The 14,872-nt window shown below is 60.6% G+C and carries 17 protein-coding genes; 12 read left to right on the top strand and 5 right to left on the bottom strand.

The window, feature by feature from the left end; genetic code table 11:
* Positions 1–32 precede the first annotated feature (32 nt).
* The 3 genes from trmB (at position 33) to cmk (ending at position 2,772) form a co-directional block, all read left to right on the top strand.
* The gene (gene trmB / locus GOW72_RS04075; RefSeq protein WP_170365347.1) at positions 33–743 is read left to right on the top strand and encodes a tRNA (guanosine(46)-N7)-methyltransferase TrmB; all 711 of its coding nucleotides are present in this window, start codon (positions 33–35) and stop codon (positions 741–743) included.
* Between the two features lie 68 nt (positions 744–811).
* Positions 812–2,158: a 3-phosphoshikimate 1-carboxyvinyltransferase gene (aroA, locus tag GOW72_RS04080; protein WP_170365349.1), complete on the top strand. Its 1,347-nt coding sequence runs from the start codon at positions 812–814 to the stop codon at positions 2,156–2,158.
* Positions 2,155–2,772 (top strand): (d)CMP kinase, encoded by a 618-nt coding sequence (cmk, locus tag GOW72_RS04085; protein WP_170365351.1) that lies wholly within the window; start codon positions 2,155–2,157, stop codon positions 2,770–2,772. Before aroA ends, cmk begins: the two co-directional genes overlap by 4 nt.
* A gap of 30 nt (positions 2,773–2,802) precedes the next feature.
* Here the strand turns inward: cmk and GOW72_RS04090 are convergent, their stop codons facing one another.
* Positions 2,803–3,282: a YHS domain-containing (seleno)protein gene (locus tag GOW72_RS04090; RefSeq protein ID WP_170357085.1), complete on the bottom strand. Its 480-nt coding sequence runs from the start codon at positions 3,280–3,282 to the stop codon at positions 2,803–2,805.
* Between the two features lie 216 nt (positions 3,283–3,498).
* On the opposite strand from GOW72_RS04090, the gene GOW72_RS04095 reads away from it, so the two are divergent.
* The 9 genes from GOW72_RS04095 to trpB all read left to right on the top strand — a co-directional run bounded on the left by GOW72_RS04095 (position 3,499) and on the right by trpB (position 11,613).
* Complete coding sequence (locus tag GOW72_RS04095) at positions 3,499–4,014, top strand: hypothetical protein (RefSeq protein WP_170365353.1); 516 nt, start codon at positions 3,499–3,501, stop codon at positions 4,012–4,014.
* Positions 4,015–4,253: 239 nt separating this feature from the next.
* Entirely contained in the window at positions 4,254–5,939 is a 1,686-nt protein-coding gene (locus GOW72_RS04100; RefSeq protein ID WP_170365355.1) for a tryptophan halogenase family protein, read from the top strand.
* Between the two features lie 203 nt (positions 5,940–6,142).
* Positions 6,143–6,400 (top strand): DUF6525 family protein, encoded by a 258-nt coding sequence (locus tag GOW72_RS04105; RefSeq protein ID WP_244952315.1) that lies wholly within the window; start codon positions 6,143–6,145, stop codon positions 6,398–6,400.
* A gap of 271 nt (positions 6,401–6,671) precedes the next feature.
* Positions 6,672–8,348, top strand: coding sequence for a 30S ribosomal protein S1 (gene rpsA / locus GOW72_RS04110; protein ID WP_170340458.1), 1,677 nt, complete (start codon positions 6,672–6,674; stop codon positions 8,346–8,348).
* A 272-nt stretch (positions 8,349–8,620) separates the two neighbouring features.
* A complete protein-coding gene (gene ihfB / locus GOW72_RS04115) occupies positions 8,621–8,905 on the top strand; it encodes an integration host factor subunit beta (RefSeq protein WP_050603110.1) in 285 nt (94 codons plus the stop codon).
* Positions 8,906–8,912: 7 nt separating this feature from the next.
* Positions 8,913–9,263 (top strand): lipopolysaccharide assembly protein LapA domain-containing protein, encoded by a 351-nt coding sequence (locus GOW72_RS04120; protein WP_170340535.1) that lies wholly within the window; start codon positions 8,913–8,915, stop codon positions 9,261–9,263.
* 6 nt (positions 9,264–9,269) lie between these two features.
* A complete protein-coding gene (locus GOW72_RS04125; RefSeq protein WP_170365358.1) occupies positions 9,270–9,914 on the top strand; it encodes a phosphoribosylanthranilate isomerase in 645 nt (214 codons plus the stop codon).
* Positions 9,915–9,962: 48 nt separating this feature from the next.
* Positions 9,963–10,298, top strand: coding sequence for a hypothetical protein (locus tag GOW72_RS04130; RefSeq protein WP_170357088.1), 336 nt, complete (start codon positions 9,963–9,965; stop codon positions 10,296–10,298).
* A gap of 67 nt (positions 10,299–10,365) precedes the next feature.
* On the top strand, positions 10,366–11,613 hold the full coding sequence (gene trpB / locus GOW72_RS04135; protein WP_170365359.1) for a tryptophan synthase subunit beta: 1,248 nt from the start codon (positions 10,366–10,368) through the stop codon (positions 11,611–11,613).
* 60 nt (positions 11,614–11,673) lie between these two features.
* On the opposite strand, the gene GOW72_RS04140 is transcribed toward trpB, so the two are convergent.
* The 4 genes from GOW72_RS04140 to GOW72_RS04155 all read right to left on the bottom strand — a co-directional run bounded on the left by GOW72_RS04140 (position 11,674) and on the right by GOW72_RS04155 (position 14,781).
* A complete protein-coding gene (locus GOW72_RS04140) occupies positions 11,674–12,054 on the bottom strand; it encodes a DUF2237 family protein (RefSeq protein WP_093964605.1) in 381 nt (126 codons plus the stop codon).
* Positions 12,055–12,063: 9 nt separating this feature from the next.
* The gene (locus GOW72_RS04145; RefSeq protein ID WP_170365361.1) at positions 12,064–13,227 is read right to left on the bottom strand and encodes a serine hydrolase domain-containing protein; all 1,164 of its coding nucleotides are present in this window, start codon (positions 13,225–13,227) and stop codon (positions 12,064–12,066) included.
* 78 nt (positions 13,228–13,305) lie between these two features.
* Positions 13,306–13,992 (bottom strand): aminoacyl-tRNA hydrolase, encoded by a 687-nt coding sequence (pth, locus tag GOW72_RS04150; protein WP_170365363.1) that lies wholly within the window; start codon positions 13,990–13,992, stop codon positions 13,306–13,308.
* Positions 13,993–14,124: 132 nt separating this feature from the next.
* Positions 14,125–14,781 (bottom strand): 50S ribosomal protein L25/general stress protein Ctc, encoded by a 657-nt coding sequence (locus GOW72_RS04155; protein ID WP_093964607.1) that lies wholly within the window; start codon positions 14,779–14,781, stop codon positions 14,125–14,127.
* Positions 14,782–14,872: the final 91 nt, after the last annotated feature.

The following is a 14,872-nucleotide window of genomic DNA, read 5'->3' on the forward strand; positions in this document are numbered from 1 at the left end:
AACGCAAACGCCGCCGCAGTAAGGGCACCGGCATGAGCACCCAGTCACCCGAACGCCCCCGCAGAAACTTCTATGGCCGCTTCAAAGGCAAGACCCTGAAGCCCAGCCAAAAGACCTATCTGTCCGAGGACCTGGCCGCCCTGTCGCCCGGCGCTGTGGATTGGGACAGCAACCCCGACCGTACCCCGATTGACCTGAACGCTCTGTTTGACGGCAAGCCGGTATGGCTTGAGGTCGGGTTCGGCGGCGGCGAGCATCTGGTGCATCAGGCACAGCAGAACCCCAATATCGGCATCATCGGCGCCGAGCCGTTCATCAACGGCGTGGCCATGCTGTTGGGCAAGATCCGCCGGGCCGAAGTGACCAACCTGGCGGTGCATCCCGGCGATGTGCGCGACCTGTTCGACGTGCTGCCCGACACCAGCATTTCGCGCGCGTTTCTGCTCTATCCCGATCCGTGGCCCAAAAAGCGTCACCACCGCCGCCGCTTCGTGACGCCCGAGCATCTGGAGCCGCTGGCACGTGTGCTGAAACCCGGCGCGATTTTCCGCGTGGCGACCGACATCCCGGACTATGTCCGCCAGACGCTCGAGGAGGTGCCCCGCGCCGGTTTCGAATGGCTGGCCGAGGGGCCCGAGGATTGGCGCAAGCCGTGGGACGACTGGATTTCGACCCGCTACGAGCAGAAGGCCCTGCGTGAAGGCCGCACCCCGCACTACCTGACCTTCCGACGCAACGGGTGATTGCGGCTGGACGCTGCGGCGCCAATTCGCTAATCGGCAGGGGCACTGATAGCGCAAAAGGAGCCCTCATGTCCGGACACGGCACGCCCATCCCGATGACCTCGCATCCCTGCGGCCCGCTGACCGGCACGGCCGAAGTGCCGGGTGACAAGTCGATTTCGCACCGCTCTCTGATCCTTGGGGCGATGGCCGTGGGCGAGACCCGGATCTCGGGCCTGCTGGAAGGCGAAGACGTTCTGGACACCGCCAAGGCGATGCGCGCCTTCGGGGCCGAGGTGATCTCGCACGGGAATGGCGAATGGACGGTGCACGGCGTCGGCGTGGGCGGCTTTGCCGAGCCGGATCAGGTGATCGACTGCGGCAACTCGGGCACGGGCGTGCGCCTGATCATGGGTGCGATGGCCACCAGCCCGATCAGCGCGACCTTCACCGGCGATGCCAGCCTGAACAAACGCCCGATGGCGCGGGTGACCGATCCGTTGGCGCTGTTCGGGGCACAGGCCGTGGGCCGTTCGGGCGGGCGTCTGCCAATGACCATCGTCGGCGCGGCCGATCCGGTGCCAGTCTGGTACGAAGTGCCTGTGCCTTCGGCCCAGGTGAAATCTGCCGTTCTGCTGGCCGGCCTGAACGCGCCCGGCAAGACCGTGGTGATCGAGAAGGAAGCCACCCGTGACCATTCCGAACGAATGCTGGCCGGGTTCGGCGCCGAAATCACCGTCGAGGACACCGACGAAGGCCGAGTCATCACATTGACCGGCCGGCCTGAGTTGAAACCGCAGGTGATCGCCGTGCCGCGAGATCCCTCCAGCGCGGCCTTCCCGGTCTGCGCGGCGCTGATCACGCCGGGATCGGACGTTCTGGTGCCGGGCATCGGCCTGAACCCCACGCGCGCCGGCCTGTTCACGACGCTGCGCGAGATGGGCGCCGATCTGACCTATGAGAACATGCGCGAGGAAGGCGGCGAGCCGGTCGCCGACCTGCGCGCGCGTTACTCGCCCGACATGAAGGGCATCGACGTCCCGCCCGAACGCGCGGCTTCGATGATCGACGAATATCCGGTGCTGTCGGTGGTTGCGGCCAACGCCACCGGTAAGACGATGATGGGCGGCGTCAAGGAACTGCGCGTCAAGGAAAGCGACCGCATCGACGCCATGGCGCGTGGCTTGCGGGCCAACGGCGTCACGGTTGACGAGGGCGATGACTGGTGGTCGGTCGACGGGCTGGGCATTGGCGGCGTTCCCGGCGGCGGCACCTGCGAAAGCTTTCTGGACCATCGCATCGCCATGTCGTTCATGGTGATGGGCATGGGCGCGCAACAGGCGGTCTCGGTCGATGACGGCAGCCCCATCGCGACCTCGTTCCCGATCTTCGATCCGCTGATGAAGGGCCTTGGCGCCAAGGTCGAACGCACATGAGCTTTACCGTCGCCATCGACGGCCCGGCCGCTGCGGGCAAGGGCACGATCTCCAAGGCCGTGGCTGCGCATTTCGGGCTGGCGCATCTGGATACGGGGCTGCTCTATCGCGCGGTCGGCCGACGCACGTTGGACGGCACCGACCCGGTCGAGGCGGCGCGGTCCCTCGCGGCCGAGGAGTTGGAGCAGGGCGACCTGCGGACCGCCGAGATCGCACAGGCGGCGTCGAAAGTGGCGGTGATCCCCGAGGTGCGCGCAGCTCTGGTCGATTTCCAGCGCAGCTTTGCCCGGCGGGCCGGCGGCGCGGTGCTGGACGGGCGGGACATCGGCACGGTGATCTGCCCCGAGGCCGAGGTGAAGTTGTTCGTCACCGCCAGCCCTGAAGTGCGCGCTGAGCGACGCTATCTGGAGCTGGCAGACAAAGGTGCGGAAATAACGCGCGCGCAGGTTCTGGCCGATGTCCGCGAGCGCGACGCGCGGGACGCCGAGCGCAGCACGGCCCCGATGAAACCGGCCGACGATGCCGTAATTCTGGACACGTCGAACCTGAGCATCGAAGCCGCGCTGGAAAAGGCGATCGCGGTTATTCAAGGAAAGCTGCCCGCGGCAAGGTGAGACAGCGGACAGCGCTTGGCGACAGTCCGATTACAGTTCGCCGACCGCAATCGACTTGATATTCGCCCACTGGTCATCCGCGGTCTTGGCGGTGCCGGACACGTCTTCGAGGAACTTGGCGCGAGTTGCCGCGTTCAGAAACAGGTACAGCTTGCCATCGGCCAGCAGGTACTGATCCGGATCGCCATCGAACTTCTTGCCCACGGAAACACCATACGAGCAGAAGCCGCCGTGCTGCGGCAGGTATGCTTCGGGGTTGGCCTCGAAAGCTTCGCGGTTCTCGGCCGAGGTGAAGTAGTATGACGCGCCGTCATAGGTGGCCGAATGCGTGGCGAACCCTTCGACCGGGTTGCCGTCGGTGACCAGCGCAACCAGATCGACCCCGTGAGCAGCCAGCGGCGCACCGCCGGCCGAGATCCCGTTCGAAACATTGATCTCATCCGCCGCAAAAGCCGGTGCGGCGATCATCGGCAGGACGGCGACAAGGGCGCTGAGTACAACAGATTTCATTGTGTGTTCCTTTCGTGTTCAGTTGTGGCCGGCACTCGCGCCGACCCGTGTTGAACAGATAAATGCGGGCGTGCGGACGCGTAATCGCAGGGCGAACGGAAAACCTTGCAGATCGTTCGCACTTGCCGAGAGTCTGCCAAACCGGCTCACCAAGCTGTGTTTGGCCAGTTGATCAGTCCCCGCTTAGGCTGAACGCGTCTATGGTGGAGAGAACGGATGATCCGATTTGCCTTGATTTGGGTTTTGTTGGCCGGCCATGCGTTGGCACAGGAAGCCGAGCCACCGATGACCTACGAGAGACTGGGCAAGATCATCTTTGCTCTCGACCCCGATGCCGAGCCGCAGGGTCCGGGCTTTACCATGACGATTTCCGATGTGCCGGTGCTGGTTGTTACTGATGTGCATGCAGACCGGATGCGGGCGATGGTTGCGATCAGCGGCACCTCAGAGCTTTCGGCCGAAGACTTGCAGCGCATGATGCAGGCCAATTTCGACAGCACGCTGGACGCGCGCTATGCGATCGCCAACGGAACCTTGTGGGCCGTGTTCATCCACCCGCTGTCACGGCTGAACAAGGATCAACTGATCTCGGGCCTGGCGCAGACCGTCAATATCGCTCGGACCTATGGCACTCTCTATTCCGGGGGTGCGGCCGAGTTCGGCGGTGGGGACAGCCATGATCTGCAACGCGAACTGATCGACGATCTTCTGAAGAAAGGCGAGGACATCTGAGGCTGCCTCGGAAGGCTCAACCGTCATCGCTGTCCGTTCAGTGCAAGGGAAGCAGGTCGTGACCATGCGTTGCTTTGGCAAAGGCGCCCGTTTGGGCCTACTTGATGCCGCCATTGGCCCTAGCTGGATGCCTGAAAGCTGCTATAGTTTCCCTCAGCGATAAGGGGAGGTCGCCACCGAGGCCCGGAAAAACGGGCAGGCGGCCGCATAATCCTCACAGCCAACAGGGACAGAACAACATGAATAATCGTTTGCAAAAAATCACCATCGTGGGTGGCGGTACGGCCGGCTGGATGACGGCGCTGCTACTCGAGATGGTGTTTTCGCGCACGTCAGCACCCAAGGATCGTCCGCGGATCTGCCTGATCGAAAGCCCGAACATCGCCACGGTCGGCGTTGGTGAAGCGACCGTGCCACGTATGCCGGTCACGCTCCGGCAGGCTGGAATTTCAGAGCGAGACTTTTTCCGCGAAACCAATGCGTCGTTCAAGCTGGGCGTCAAATTCTGCAACTGGAACAAAGACGCAAAGGGAAAGCGCATCGACTATGTGAACCCATTTGCCCATGGCCAGATGCTGGAAGGACTCGAGGCCGCCGAATACTTCCTTCGGTTTGGCAACGGGGACCGGGATTTCACTCAGTCCATCTCGCCACATGATGACCTGGCTCGGCTGTGCAAGGGCGCGCGGCTTCTGGGGCAACCCGAATTCGAGCAGCGGTTTGGCTATGCCTATCACCTGGACGCCGTAAAATTCGCAGGCATGTTGACAAGGGTCTGTACGCAGCGTGGCGTCGAACATATCCGCGACGAGGTGCAGTCGGTCGAGTTAAATGAACAGGGCAATGTCAGCCATCTGATGCTTGAGCGTGCAGGCCGCCACGATATTGAAATGGTCGTGGACTGCACCGGTTTCCGCGGCCTGATCATCAATCAGGCACTGGGCGAGCCGTTCATGGATTATTCGGACTATCTGCCGAACGACCGTGCCATGGCGTTGCAGATTGAGCACCCCAATCCGCGGAAGATCGAAAGCGTCACGCGATCGACTGCACTTGGCGCTGGTTGGACATGGCGCGTGCCTCTCTACAACCGTGTGGGTACGGGATACGTGTATTCATCCGCGCACCGGACGGATGATCAAGCGGCGGACGAATATCTGGAGTGGCTGGGTGACAGCGGCAAAGGCGTGACGCCGCGGGTGATCCCCATGCGGATCGGGCGCGTTCGCAATGCGTGGGTGAAGAACTGCGTTGCAATCGGGCTGGCCGGTGGGTTCATCGAGCCGCTTGAAAGCACTGCGATCCATATGGTCGACCATGCTGTGCGCTGGTTCGCAGAGCATTTGCCGACCCGCGATATCGAACCCTCATTGAGGGACAGGTACAATCGTCAGATGAACAAGCTCTATGACGAAGTGCTGGATTTCATTTGCCTGCATTACAAGCTGAACAATCGCACCGATGATCAATACTGGATCGACGCGCGGACCGAGATGAAGGTGCCGGACAGGCTGGCTGAAAACCTCGAGCTTTGGAAAAACCGCCTTCCGATGCAGCACGATGTCGAGTTTGCAACGCTGTTTGACCATCGCGTCTATCAGACGGTTCTGCTGGGCAAGCAGGTCTATGACACGGGGTATGGCACTGGAATTCGTGATCGCATTCGACCATTGCGGAAGGACATCTGGTTCCAATGGTGGAAGGGCGCGAAAGTGGACCTTGCGCAGATCCTGAAAGCGATGCCGGATCACAAAACCCTTCTGCGCGACATTCGCGGAGAGCTCAAGCAACCCACCTTTGCGATGGCCAAGGCGGCACAGCCGACCGTTCCGATGCCGGGTGCCGCGCCCGAACCGGTGGTCATCCAGAACATGCCGAACCTGGCCGAGATTCAAAGCGGCAAGAAAGACCTGCAACTGTTCTAGGTCTCCCGGCTTCGGCTAATATTGAGAGCTTCGAAATGGTTGAGGGCAGGGTTGCAGAACCCTGCCTTTTTGACCACAATCCGGGGTTGCGCAACAAAAGTATGTTACGTAATAACATAACATACCAGTTGGGGCGTTTCCCCAACCCATTCCGTCCGGTCCAGTTCCCGCTCTGAAAATTCGCATTGGTACAGTCGATGCCCATGACCAATCAAAGACGCAATCTGCGCAGCCGCCTGAACCGCCGGAGACGGCAACGTCCCGCGATGCAGGCCTATGACACCCTTCCGCCTCAGTTGCGTCAGTGGCTTGCGAATGCCTGCTTGCCTTGGAGTCCGAACTCGGCCCTCAAGATTTGGAAGGCAGCCGGTGGGGCAAAGGCCCCGGCCGACGCACTGGCGCGTTTGAATGCGATCGAGCAGGCCATGCTGCTGAGGGATGCCCGGATTTGGGAGGAGTAGCTGGCCCGGAAAACGCAAGCGGAATCCCGCGTCGGCTTGCAACAAGGGCCTTTCTGCTTGCGCTGTGCCCAGAATCCGCCTATACGCGCGCTGTCTGAACAAGGGCGGTCAACGCCCGGACGACGTATCTGAGCAGGGCCGGGTTTCCTCGGCCCTTTGTGTTTGTTTAGCCAGATGCGCACCGGGTCACGCCAGAGGACATCATGAAACAAGACCGGCGGAGACAACCGCTCGGCCAGCAAAAACGTTATGTAAAGGAAAACAACGCCACATGGCTAACGCATCCATGGAGGAATTCGAAGCCCTCCTGAACGAAAGCTTCGAAATGGACACCCCCGAAGAGGGTTCGGTTGTCAAAGGCAAGGTCATCGCGATCGAAGCGGGCCAGGCCATCATCGACGTAGGCTACAAGATGGAAGGCCGTGTCGATCTGAAAGAATTCGCAAATCCCGGCGAAGCTCCTGAAATCGCTGTTGGCGACGAGGTCGAAGTCTACCTGCGCGCCGCAGAAAACGCCCGTGGCGAAGCCGTCATCTCGCGCGAGATGGCCCGCCGTGAAGAGGCATGGGACCGTCTGGAAAAAGCATATGCCGACGACCAGCGCGTCGAAGGTGCTATCTTTGGCCGCGTCAAAGGTGGTTTCACCGTCGATCTGGGTGGCGCAGTTGCATTCCTGCCCGGCAGCCAAGTTGATGTCCGCCCCGTGCGCGACGCTGGCCCGCTGATGGGTCTGAAGCAGCCGTTCCAGATCCTGAAAATGGACCGCCGCCGTGGCAACATCGTTGTCTCGCGTCGCGCCATCCTGGAAGAATCGCGTGCCGAACAGCGTGCCGAAGTTATCGGCAACCTGTCCGAAGGTCAGACTGTCGAGGGTGTCGTCAAGAACATCACCGAATACGGTGCATTCGTTGACCTGGGCGGCGTTGACGGCCTGCTGCACGTCACCGACATGGCATGGCGCCGCGTGAACCACCCGTCCGAGATCCTGACGATCGGCGAGACCATCAAGGTTCAGGTCATCAAGATCAACAAGGAAACCCACCGCATCAGCCTGGGCATGAAGCAGCTGCAGGAAGATCCGTGGGATCTGGTTGGCGCCAAGTACCCGCTGGGTTCGGTGCACAAGGGTCGCGTCACCAACATCACCGACTACGGCGCGTTCGTCGAGCTGGAGCCCGGTGTCGAAGGTCTGGTGCACGTGTCCGAGATGTCTTGGACCAAGAAAAACGTCCACCCCGGCAAGATCGTTTCGACCAGCCAGGAAGTCGACGTCATGGTTCTGGAAATCGACGGCGCCAAGCGTCGCGTGTCTCTGGGCCTCAAGCAGACCCAGCGCAACCCGTGGGAAGTGTTTGCAGAAACGCACCCCGAGGGCACGCAGGTCGAAGGCGAAGTCAAGAACATCACCGAATTCGGTCTGTTCATCGGCCTGGAAGGCGACATCGACGGCATGGTTCACCTGTCCGACCTGTCGTGGGACGAGCGTGGCGAAGATGCCATCCAGAACTACCGCAAGGGCGACGTCGTTCAGGCGGTTGTCTCGGAAGTTGACGTCGAAAAAGAGCGGATCTCGCTGTCGATCAAAGCCCTGGGCGGTGACAAGTTCGCCGAAGCCGTGGGCGGCGTGAAGCGTGGCTCGGTCATCACCGTCGAAGTGACCGCGATAGAAGATGGCGGCATCGAGGTGGAGTACGAAGGCATGAAGTCCTTCATCCGCCGTTCGGACCTGAGCCGCGACCGTGCCGAACAGCGCCCCGAGCGTTTCTCGGTCGGTGACAAGGTCGACGTCCGCGTCACCAACGTGGACAGCAAGACCCGCCGTCTGGGCCTGTCGATCAAGGCGCGCGAAATCGCCGAAGAGAAAGAGGCCGTGGAACAGTACGGTTCCTCCGACTCGGGTGCATCGCTGGGCGATATCCTTGGCGCAGCGCTGAAGTCCGGCGACTAAGCCAGACTTGCAGTTTTGAACACTCAGACGGCCCCGCTCATCCCGAGCGGGGCCGTTTCTTTTGCGAATCAATGTGTTCCGGTTTTGCGAGTTATTCGGTGATAGGTGCAGGCATGAACCGCCGGATTCGCGTCTCTACAGGCGAATTTCCGGTGCTTTCTTGGAAAATGCACCCCGGACACACAGAGTTTACATTCCACCCGGCACCGTTTTTTCCTATACTGACCAAACCAGTAGACGAGATGACACGGTGACCTGGGAGGGTAGCACGCATGATCCGTTCAGAACTGATTCAGAAAATCGCCGACGAAAATCCACATCTGTACCAACGTGATGTCGAGCGGATCGTGAATACCGTATTCGAGGAAGTCACAGACGCGATGGCGCGCGGTGACCGTGTCGAACTGCGGGGCTTCGGAGCTTTTTCGGTCAAGAAACGGGATGCGCGGGTCGGCCGGAACCCACGCACTGGCGAGACGGTTCAAGTCGAGGAAAAGTGCGTGCCGTTTTTCAAGACCGGCAAGTTGCTAAGGGATCGTTTGAACGGTAAAGCGTGATCTCATGATGCGCTACATTCGATACGGTTTTCTTGCGGTCCTGGGGATCGTCCTTGTCTCGGTCTCGCTGGCCAATCGCCAAATGGTTCAGTTGCAGTTGATGCCGGACGCCTTGTCTGACTTGCTTGGCTTCAATCTGGCCACTTCGCTGCCGTTGTTTCTTGTAGTTCTTGGCGGGATTGTGGCCGGCCTTGTCATCGGTTTTCTGTGGGAATGGCTGCGTGAGCACAAGCACCGCAAGGACGCCACCGTCAAAAAGACCGAGGTCAAGAAGCTCGAGCGCGAGGTCAAGAAGCTCAAGAAGAAGCAGAACGAAGGCCAGGACGATGTGCTTGCCCTTCTGGACGAGGCCAGCTGAGAGCCGATGTCTTCCGAGATCAGCGTAAAAATATGCGGCTTGACCGCACCCGAGCATGTGCGTGCCGCCGTTGAAGCAGGTGCGCGTTACATTGGGTTCAATTTCTTTCCCAAGTCTCCACGCTATGCACCGATTGCCCAGGCAGCGGCGCTGGCCAGTGACGTGCCGGTCGGCGTAGCCAAGGTGGCCTTAGCGGTGAACTTCAGCGACGCGCAGTTGGATGAGATCGTGGCGGGGGTTCCACTGGACATGCTGCAGCTGCATGGGGCTGAAAGCCCCGAGCGCGTGGCCGAGGTCAAATCACGCTACGGCCTGCCGGTGATTAAGGCGATTGGAGTGGCGGAAGCCGAGGATTTGGCCGCAATAGACCTGTATTCGGACGTGGCCGATCAGTTGTTGGTTGACGCCAAACCGCCGAAGAACTCTGAGCTACCCGGCGGCAACGGTTTGCCTTTTGACTGGCGTCTGCTCGCCGGTCGCAAATACTGGCGGACGCCGTGGATGCTGTCGGGGGGGCTCAACCCGGACAACGTAGCCGAGGCGATCCGTATGACCGGTGCAAAGCAGGTGGACGTGGCATCGGGCGTGGAAAGCGCCCCGGGCGTCAAGGATCCGGGCCTGATCCGCTCATTTATTGAAGCGGCACGGTGATCTGACCAGAACGCGCTTGCGTATTCTTCTCAAAGGGGAGGATGCGGGATGCTGGCTGCAATTGGCGCGGTTTCACTGAAGCGATGGTACCATGGGCCCGAGTTCTTCTGGCGCGCGGGCAAGGCCTTGCGCCAGGCCAAGGGCGATCCCTTGTGCCTCCATGCCGAAGTGTTTTCGCATGAGGGCGCGTATTTCTCGCTAAGCGTTTGGCATGACGTCGAAGCCATGCTGACCTTTGCCCAGTCGAACCCGCACCGAGGGGTGATGCAAGCTGCCCCACGTTTGACCAATACCTACCACTTCCGTCACTTTGCCTGCATCGCCATTCCGACCCGGGAACAGGCGCTGACTATCTGGATGAACGGCAGTACCGCGGCGGAATAGTGCGATTTGCGATGGCAAATCCCGCCGGCACCTCCTAATAACAACAGGCACGACGATGGAGACCACCATGGCCAATGATCTGTTCAATTCCTTCATGTCCGGCCCGGATGAAAACGGCCGCTTCGGCATTTTCGGCGGACGCTTCGTCAGCGAGACTCTGATGCCGTTGATCCTGTCGCTGGAGGAGGAATACGAGAAGGCCAAGACCGACCCGAGTTTCTGGGCCGAGATGGACGATCTGTGGGCCAACTACGTGGGCCGTCCGTCGCCCCTGTATCACGCCGAGCGCCTGACCGAACATCTGGGTGGCGCCAAGATCTATATGAAGCGCGACGAGTTGAACCACACCGGCGCGCACAAGATCAACAACGTGCTGGGCCAGATCATCTTGGCGCGCCGCATGGGAAAGACCCGGATCATCGCCGAGACCGGGGCAGGGCAGCACGGTGTCGCCACCGCGACGGTCTGCGCCAAGTTCGGTCTGAAATGCGTGGTCTACATGGGCGCACATGATGTCCAGCGGCAGGCGCCCAACGTGTTCCGCATGCGCTTGCTGGGGGCAGAGGTGATTCCGGTGACCTCGGGCCGCGGCACCCTGAAGGACGCGATGAACGACGCGCTGCGCGACTGGGTAACAAATGTGCGCGACACTTTCTATTGCATCGGTACCGTGGCCGGACCGCATCCGTACCCGGCGATGGTGCGCGACTTCCAGTCGATCATCGGCAAGGAAGCCAAGGAACAGATGATGAAGGCCGAGGGTCGCCTGCCGGACACGATCATCGCGGCAATCGGTGGCGGCTCGAACGCCATGGGGCTGTTCTATCCGTTTCTTGACGACAAATCGGTCAACATCATCGGCGTCGAAGCCGGCGGCAAGGGCGTCAACGAAAAGATGGAGCATTGCGCCTCTCTCACCGGCGGCCGGCCGGGTGTTCTGCACGGCAACCGTACCTATCTGCTGCAGGACGACGACGGCCAGATCCTCGAGGGGTACTCGATTTCGGCCGGGCTGGACTATCCGGGCATCGGCCCCGAACATTCCTGGCTGCACGATATCGGGCGCGCGCAGTATGTCTCGGTCACCGACAAAGAGGCGCTTGAGGCGTTCCAGCTGTGCTGCGCGACCGAGGGGATCATCCCTGCGCTCGAACCCAGCCACGCGCTGGCGCATGTCATGAAGATCGCGCCCGATCTGCCCAAGGATCACATCATCTGCATGAACATGTGCGGACGTGGCGACAAGGATGTTCAAACGGTCGCCAAGTATCTGAACTTCGACATGTCTGATACCGAGGGTCGCGACGCAACCTGAGCGCGGCCCAAAGTACAGGACCCGGCACGCTTCAATCGTGCCGGGTTTTTCATTCGCGGTTCACTGTCCGGAGTCTGCGCGGTGGCTGGTCAGAACGTGCAGCGGCACGATTTCCAATGCGCGCTGGTGAGTCGCCTCAAGATGGACCTTTGGCGCACAGCCCTCGTCATGGGCCTGCATGAACCGTGCGGCACACAGGCACCAGCTGTCGCCGGGCTTGAGGCCCGGGAAATCGAATTCGGGCCGGGGCGTGCTCAGGTCGTTGCCGACATATTTTGAATAGGCCAGAAACTCGGCCGTCATAACAGCGCAGACCGTGTGGCTGCCGCGATCCTCAGGGCAGGTGTTGCAGGCCCCGTCGCGGAAAAAACCGGTCAGGGGCTTTCGTGAACACGGAGCCAGCACGCCGCCCAGAACATTTATACTGTCCTGCTTTTGCATGAAGCTACCTTACAGGCTTTGCGCGATCTTGCGGAACATTTCGATGTTCTGCTCATTGACCCCGGGCTCGCGGAACTTCCGATCAGCGCCCGTGGCTACGATCAGCACGCCGCGCGACTGGTCGAAATACATGTACTGGCCATAAACACCGCGTGCCAGAAACTCACCGTCATGGGCGCCAACGGGGATCCACCACTGATATCCGTAGCCGATCTTTCCGGGTTCGGTCGGCGCGCTTGGCAAGGTGGATTCCTTGATCCAGTCGGCCGGAACGATCTGGCGTCCATCGCGCATGCCGTTCTGCAGGATCATTTGGCCAAAACGGGCGTAATCCCGCGTCGTGAAATTCAAGCCACCCAGAACAAAGGCGACGCCGGCGCCGTCGGTGATATAGTATCCGTCCCGCTCAAGACCGAGGTGCTGCAGAATCTTTTCGTCCAGCAACGCGGCGACGCTTTGACCCGTCGCCCCTCGGATCACCATTCCAATGACATGGGTATCGATGGAAACATACTGCCAGGTCTCGCCAGGTGCCGCGAAACTGTCCTTCAACGAGGCCGCAAAGTCATCCAACTCGCCGCCCAGGGCGACGACCCGACCCATACGGTTGATGTCGGATTTCGGGTCCAGATAGTCTTCGTCAAAGGTTACACCGCTGGCCATGTTCAGCACGTTGCGGATCGTGGCTGTTTCATAGGCGCTGCCCTGCAGCTTGGGGGCATATTTGATGACCGGATCATCCAGCGAGGCTATGGCGCCCTCCTCAAGAAGGATGCCGAACAGAGCGGACAAATAGCTTTTGGCCATCGACCACGAGATCCGGCGGTCCTCCGGCGATGTGCTCAGAAAATACTCCTCGAACCGGATCTGCCCGTCCTGCATCACCAGCAGGGATGTGACGGCGCGCTCTTCGATCCAGTCTTGCGTCTCGGCGGGCAGGTCGAATTCAGCGCCATAGGGCAGGTCCCAGGTGGGACCATTCCCGCGAGGGAGGTCGACAGTCAGAAACGCCGCGTCCATGTGAGAGAAATTCTGAACGATCTTTTCTTCAGAAAACAGAGAGTTCACCGCCAGAAGGCGCTGGATTTCCTCGCGCTTCCAGAAACCGACAACTGCAGCGGCCAAGACCAGCGTCAGGACGATTCGCAGCAGCCACTTCAGACCTGTTTTCATGATTATCCTCCCGTTTGGCGGCATTGGATCGTGATGACGGAAATTCTGCAATTGCTACGTTGCGGAAGGTCTTTGCCGCTATCGGAACTTGTCCAACAGCTTCTGCATCGCCGTGCGGTCATCGGGCGTTGGCGTCTCGGCTTTCGGGGTAGGAGAGGTCTTGGTTTCGGATTTGGGCGTCGTGGTGGAACTGCGCGGTGGCGCTGTTCGCAGCGCCACCGCGTTCATGAACTTGGCCGCATCGCCCGCAGCCAGATGAACCGCCCCGTCTGCAACACCTTGCAGAACATCGTCCAGCCAGTCGGCGTCTGCCTTGGCGAAATCGCCCAGAACATAGGGCGAAACCAGCTCTTTGCGTCCGGGATGGCCGATCCCCAGCCGGACACGGTCATACGCGGCACCGATATGGTCGTGGATCGACCGCAGGCCGTTATGCCCGGCATGGCCGCCACCGGCCTTGGCGCGAACCTTCCCGGGTGCAAGGTCCAGTTCGTCATGGAAAACGGTCACATCGGTTGAGACGAGCTTGAAGAACCGCATGGCCTCGCCGACCGATTGACCCGAGCGGTTCATGAAGGTCATGGGTTTCAGCAGCAGGACCTTCTCTCGGCCCAGCATTCCTTCGGATATTTCACCCTGAAATTTCGAACGCCATGGCCCAAAGCCATGATCCCTGGCGATGGCATCCACCGCCATGAAACCGATATTGTGCCGGTTGCGGGCATACTTTGCGCCCGGATTGCCCAATCCGACAAACAGCTTCATCGCGAATTCCTTGTGCGTTTCGGTCCGGCGCAGAATTGCACGAGATTCCTTTCCGGCGCCAGCCGGTCTTTCAAAGAAAAACGGGGCCCTGGACGAGGCCCCGCTTCAAATTCCAATCCGAAGGATCCGGATTTATTCTTCGTCTTTGCCTACGACTTCAACTTCGTCGGCTGCGACTTCCTCTTCACCTTCGCCTTCTTCATCGTCGCTGGACGCCAGGCCGGTCGGTGCCGAGATGTTCGCAATCACGAAGTCACGGTCGATGGTCGGTTTGGTGCCGTTGGGCAGGTCAACAGACGAGATGGTGACAACGTCGTTGATTTCCAGGCCGGTAAGATCGACGGTGATCTTTTCGGGGATGTCGCCGGCGGTGCAGACCAGCTCGACCTCAGGACGGACAACGGTCAGAACGCCGCCCTTTTTGATGCCGGGGGCCTCTTCCTCGTTGATGAATTCGACGGGGATGTACAGGGCGATCTTGGTCGTACGACGCAGACGCATCAGGTCCAGGTGGGTCGGCAGGTCCTTGACTACATCACGCTGAACGTCGCGGCAGATGACGCGGACGTCCTCGTGGCCTTCGACCTTCAGGTTCCACAGGGTCGACTTGAAGCGGCCTGCCTTCAGGCGCTTGAACAGTTCGTTGAACGGAATCTGGATCGGCAGCGGGTCTTTTTCGCCACCAAATACGATGCCCGGAACCATGCCGTCGCGGCGTGCCTGACGAGCGGCGCCCTTGCCTGTCCCCGTCCGTTCCAGAGCTACGAGATCAGGAATCTCACCAGCCATGATAAATCTCCAATGTTAGGGCAGGGTGCCTCCAAGGCTGTCACCCCGCGTGAAGCGGCGTCCTTAGACCGAATCCGGCCATTTGGAAAGG

The organism is Ruegeria arenilitoris (assembly GCF_013032855.1).
Classification (GTDB): domain Bacteria; phylum Pseudomonadota; class Alphaproteobacteria; order Rhodobacterales; family Rhodobacteraceae; genus Ruegeria; species Ruegeria arenilitoris.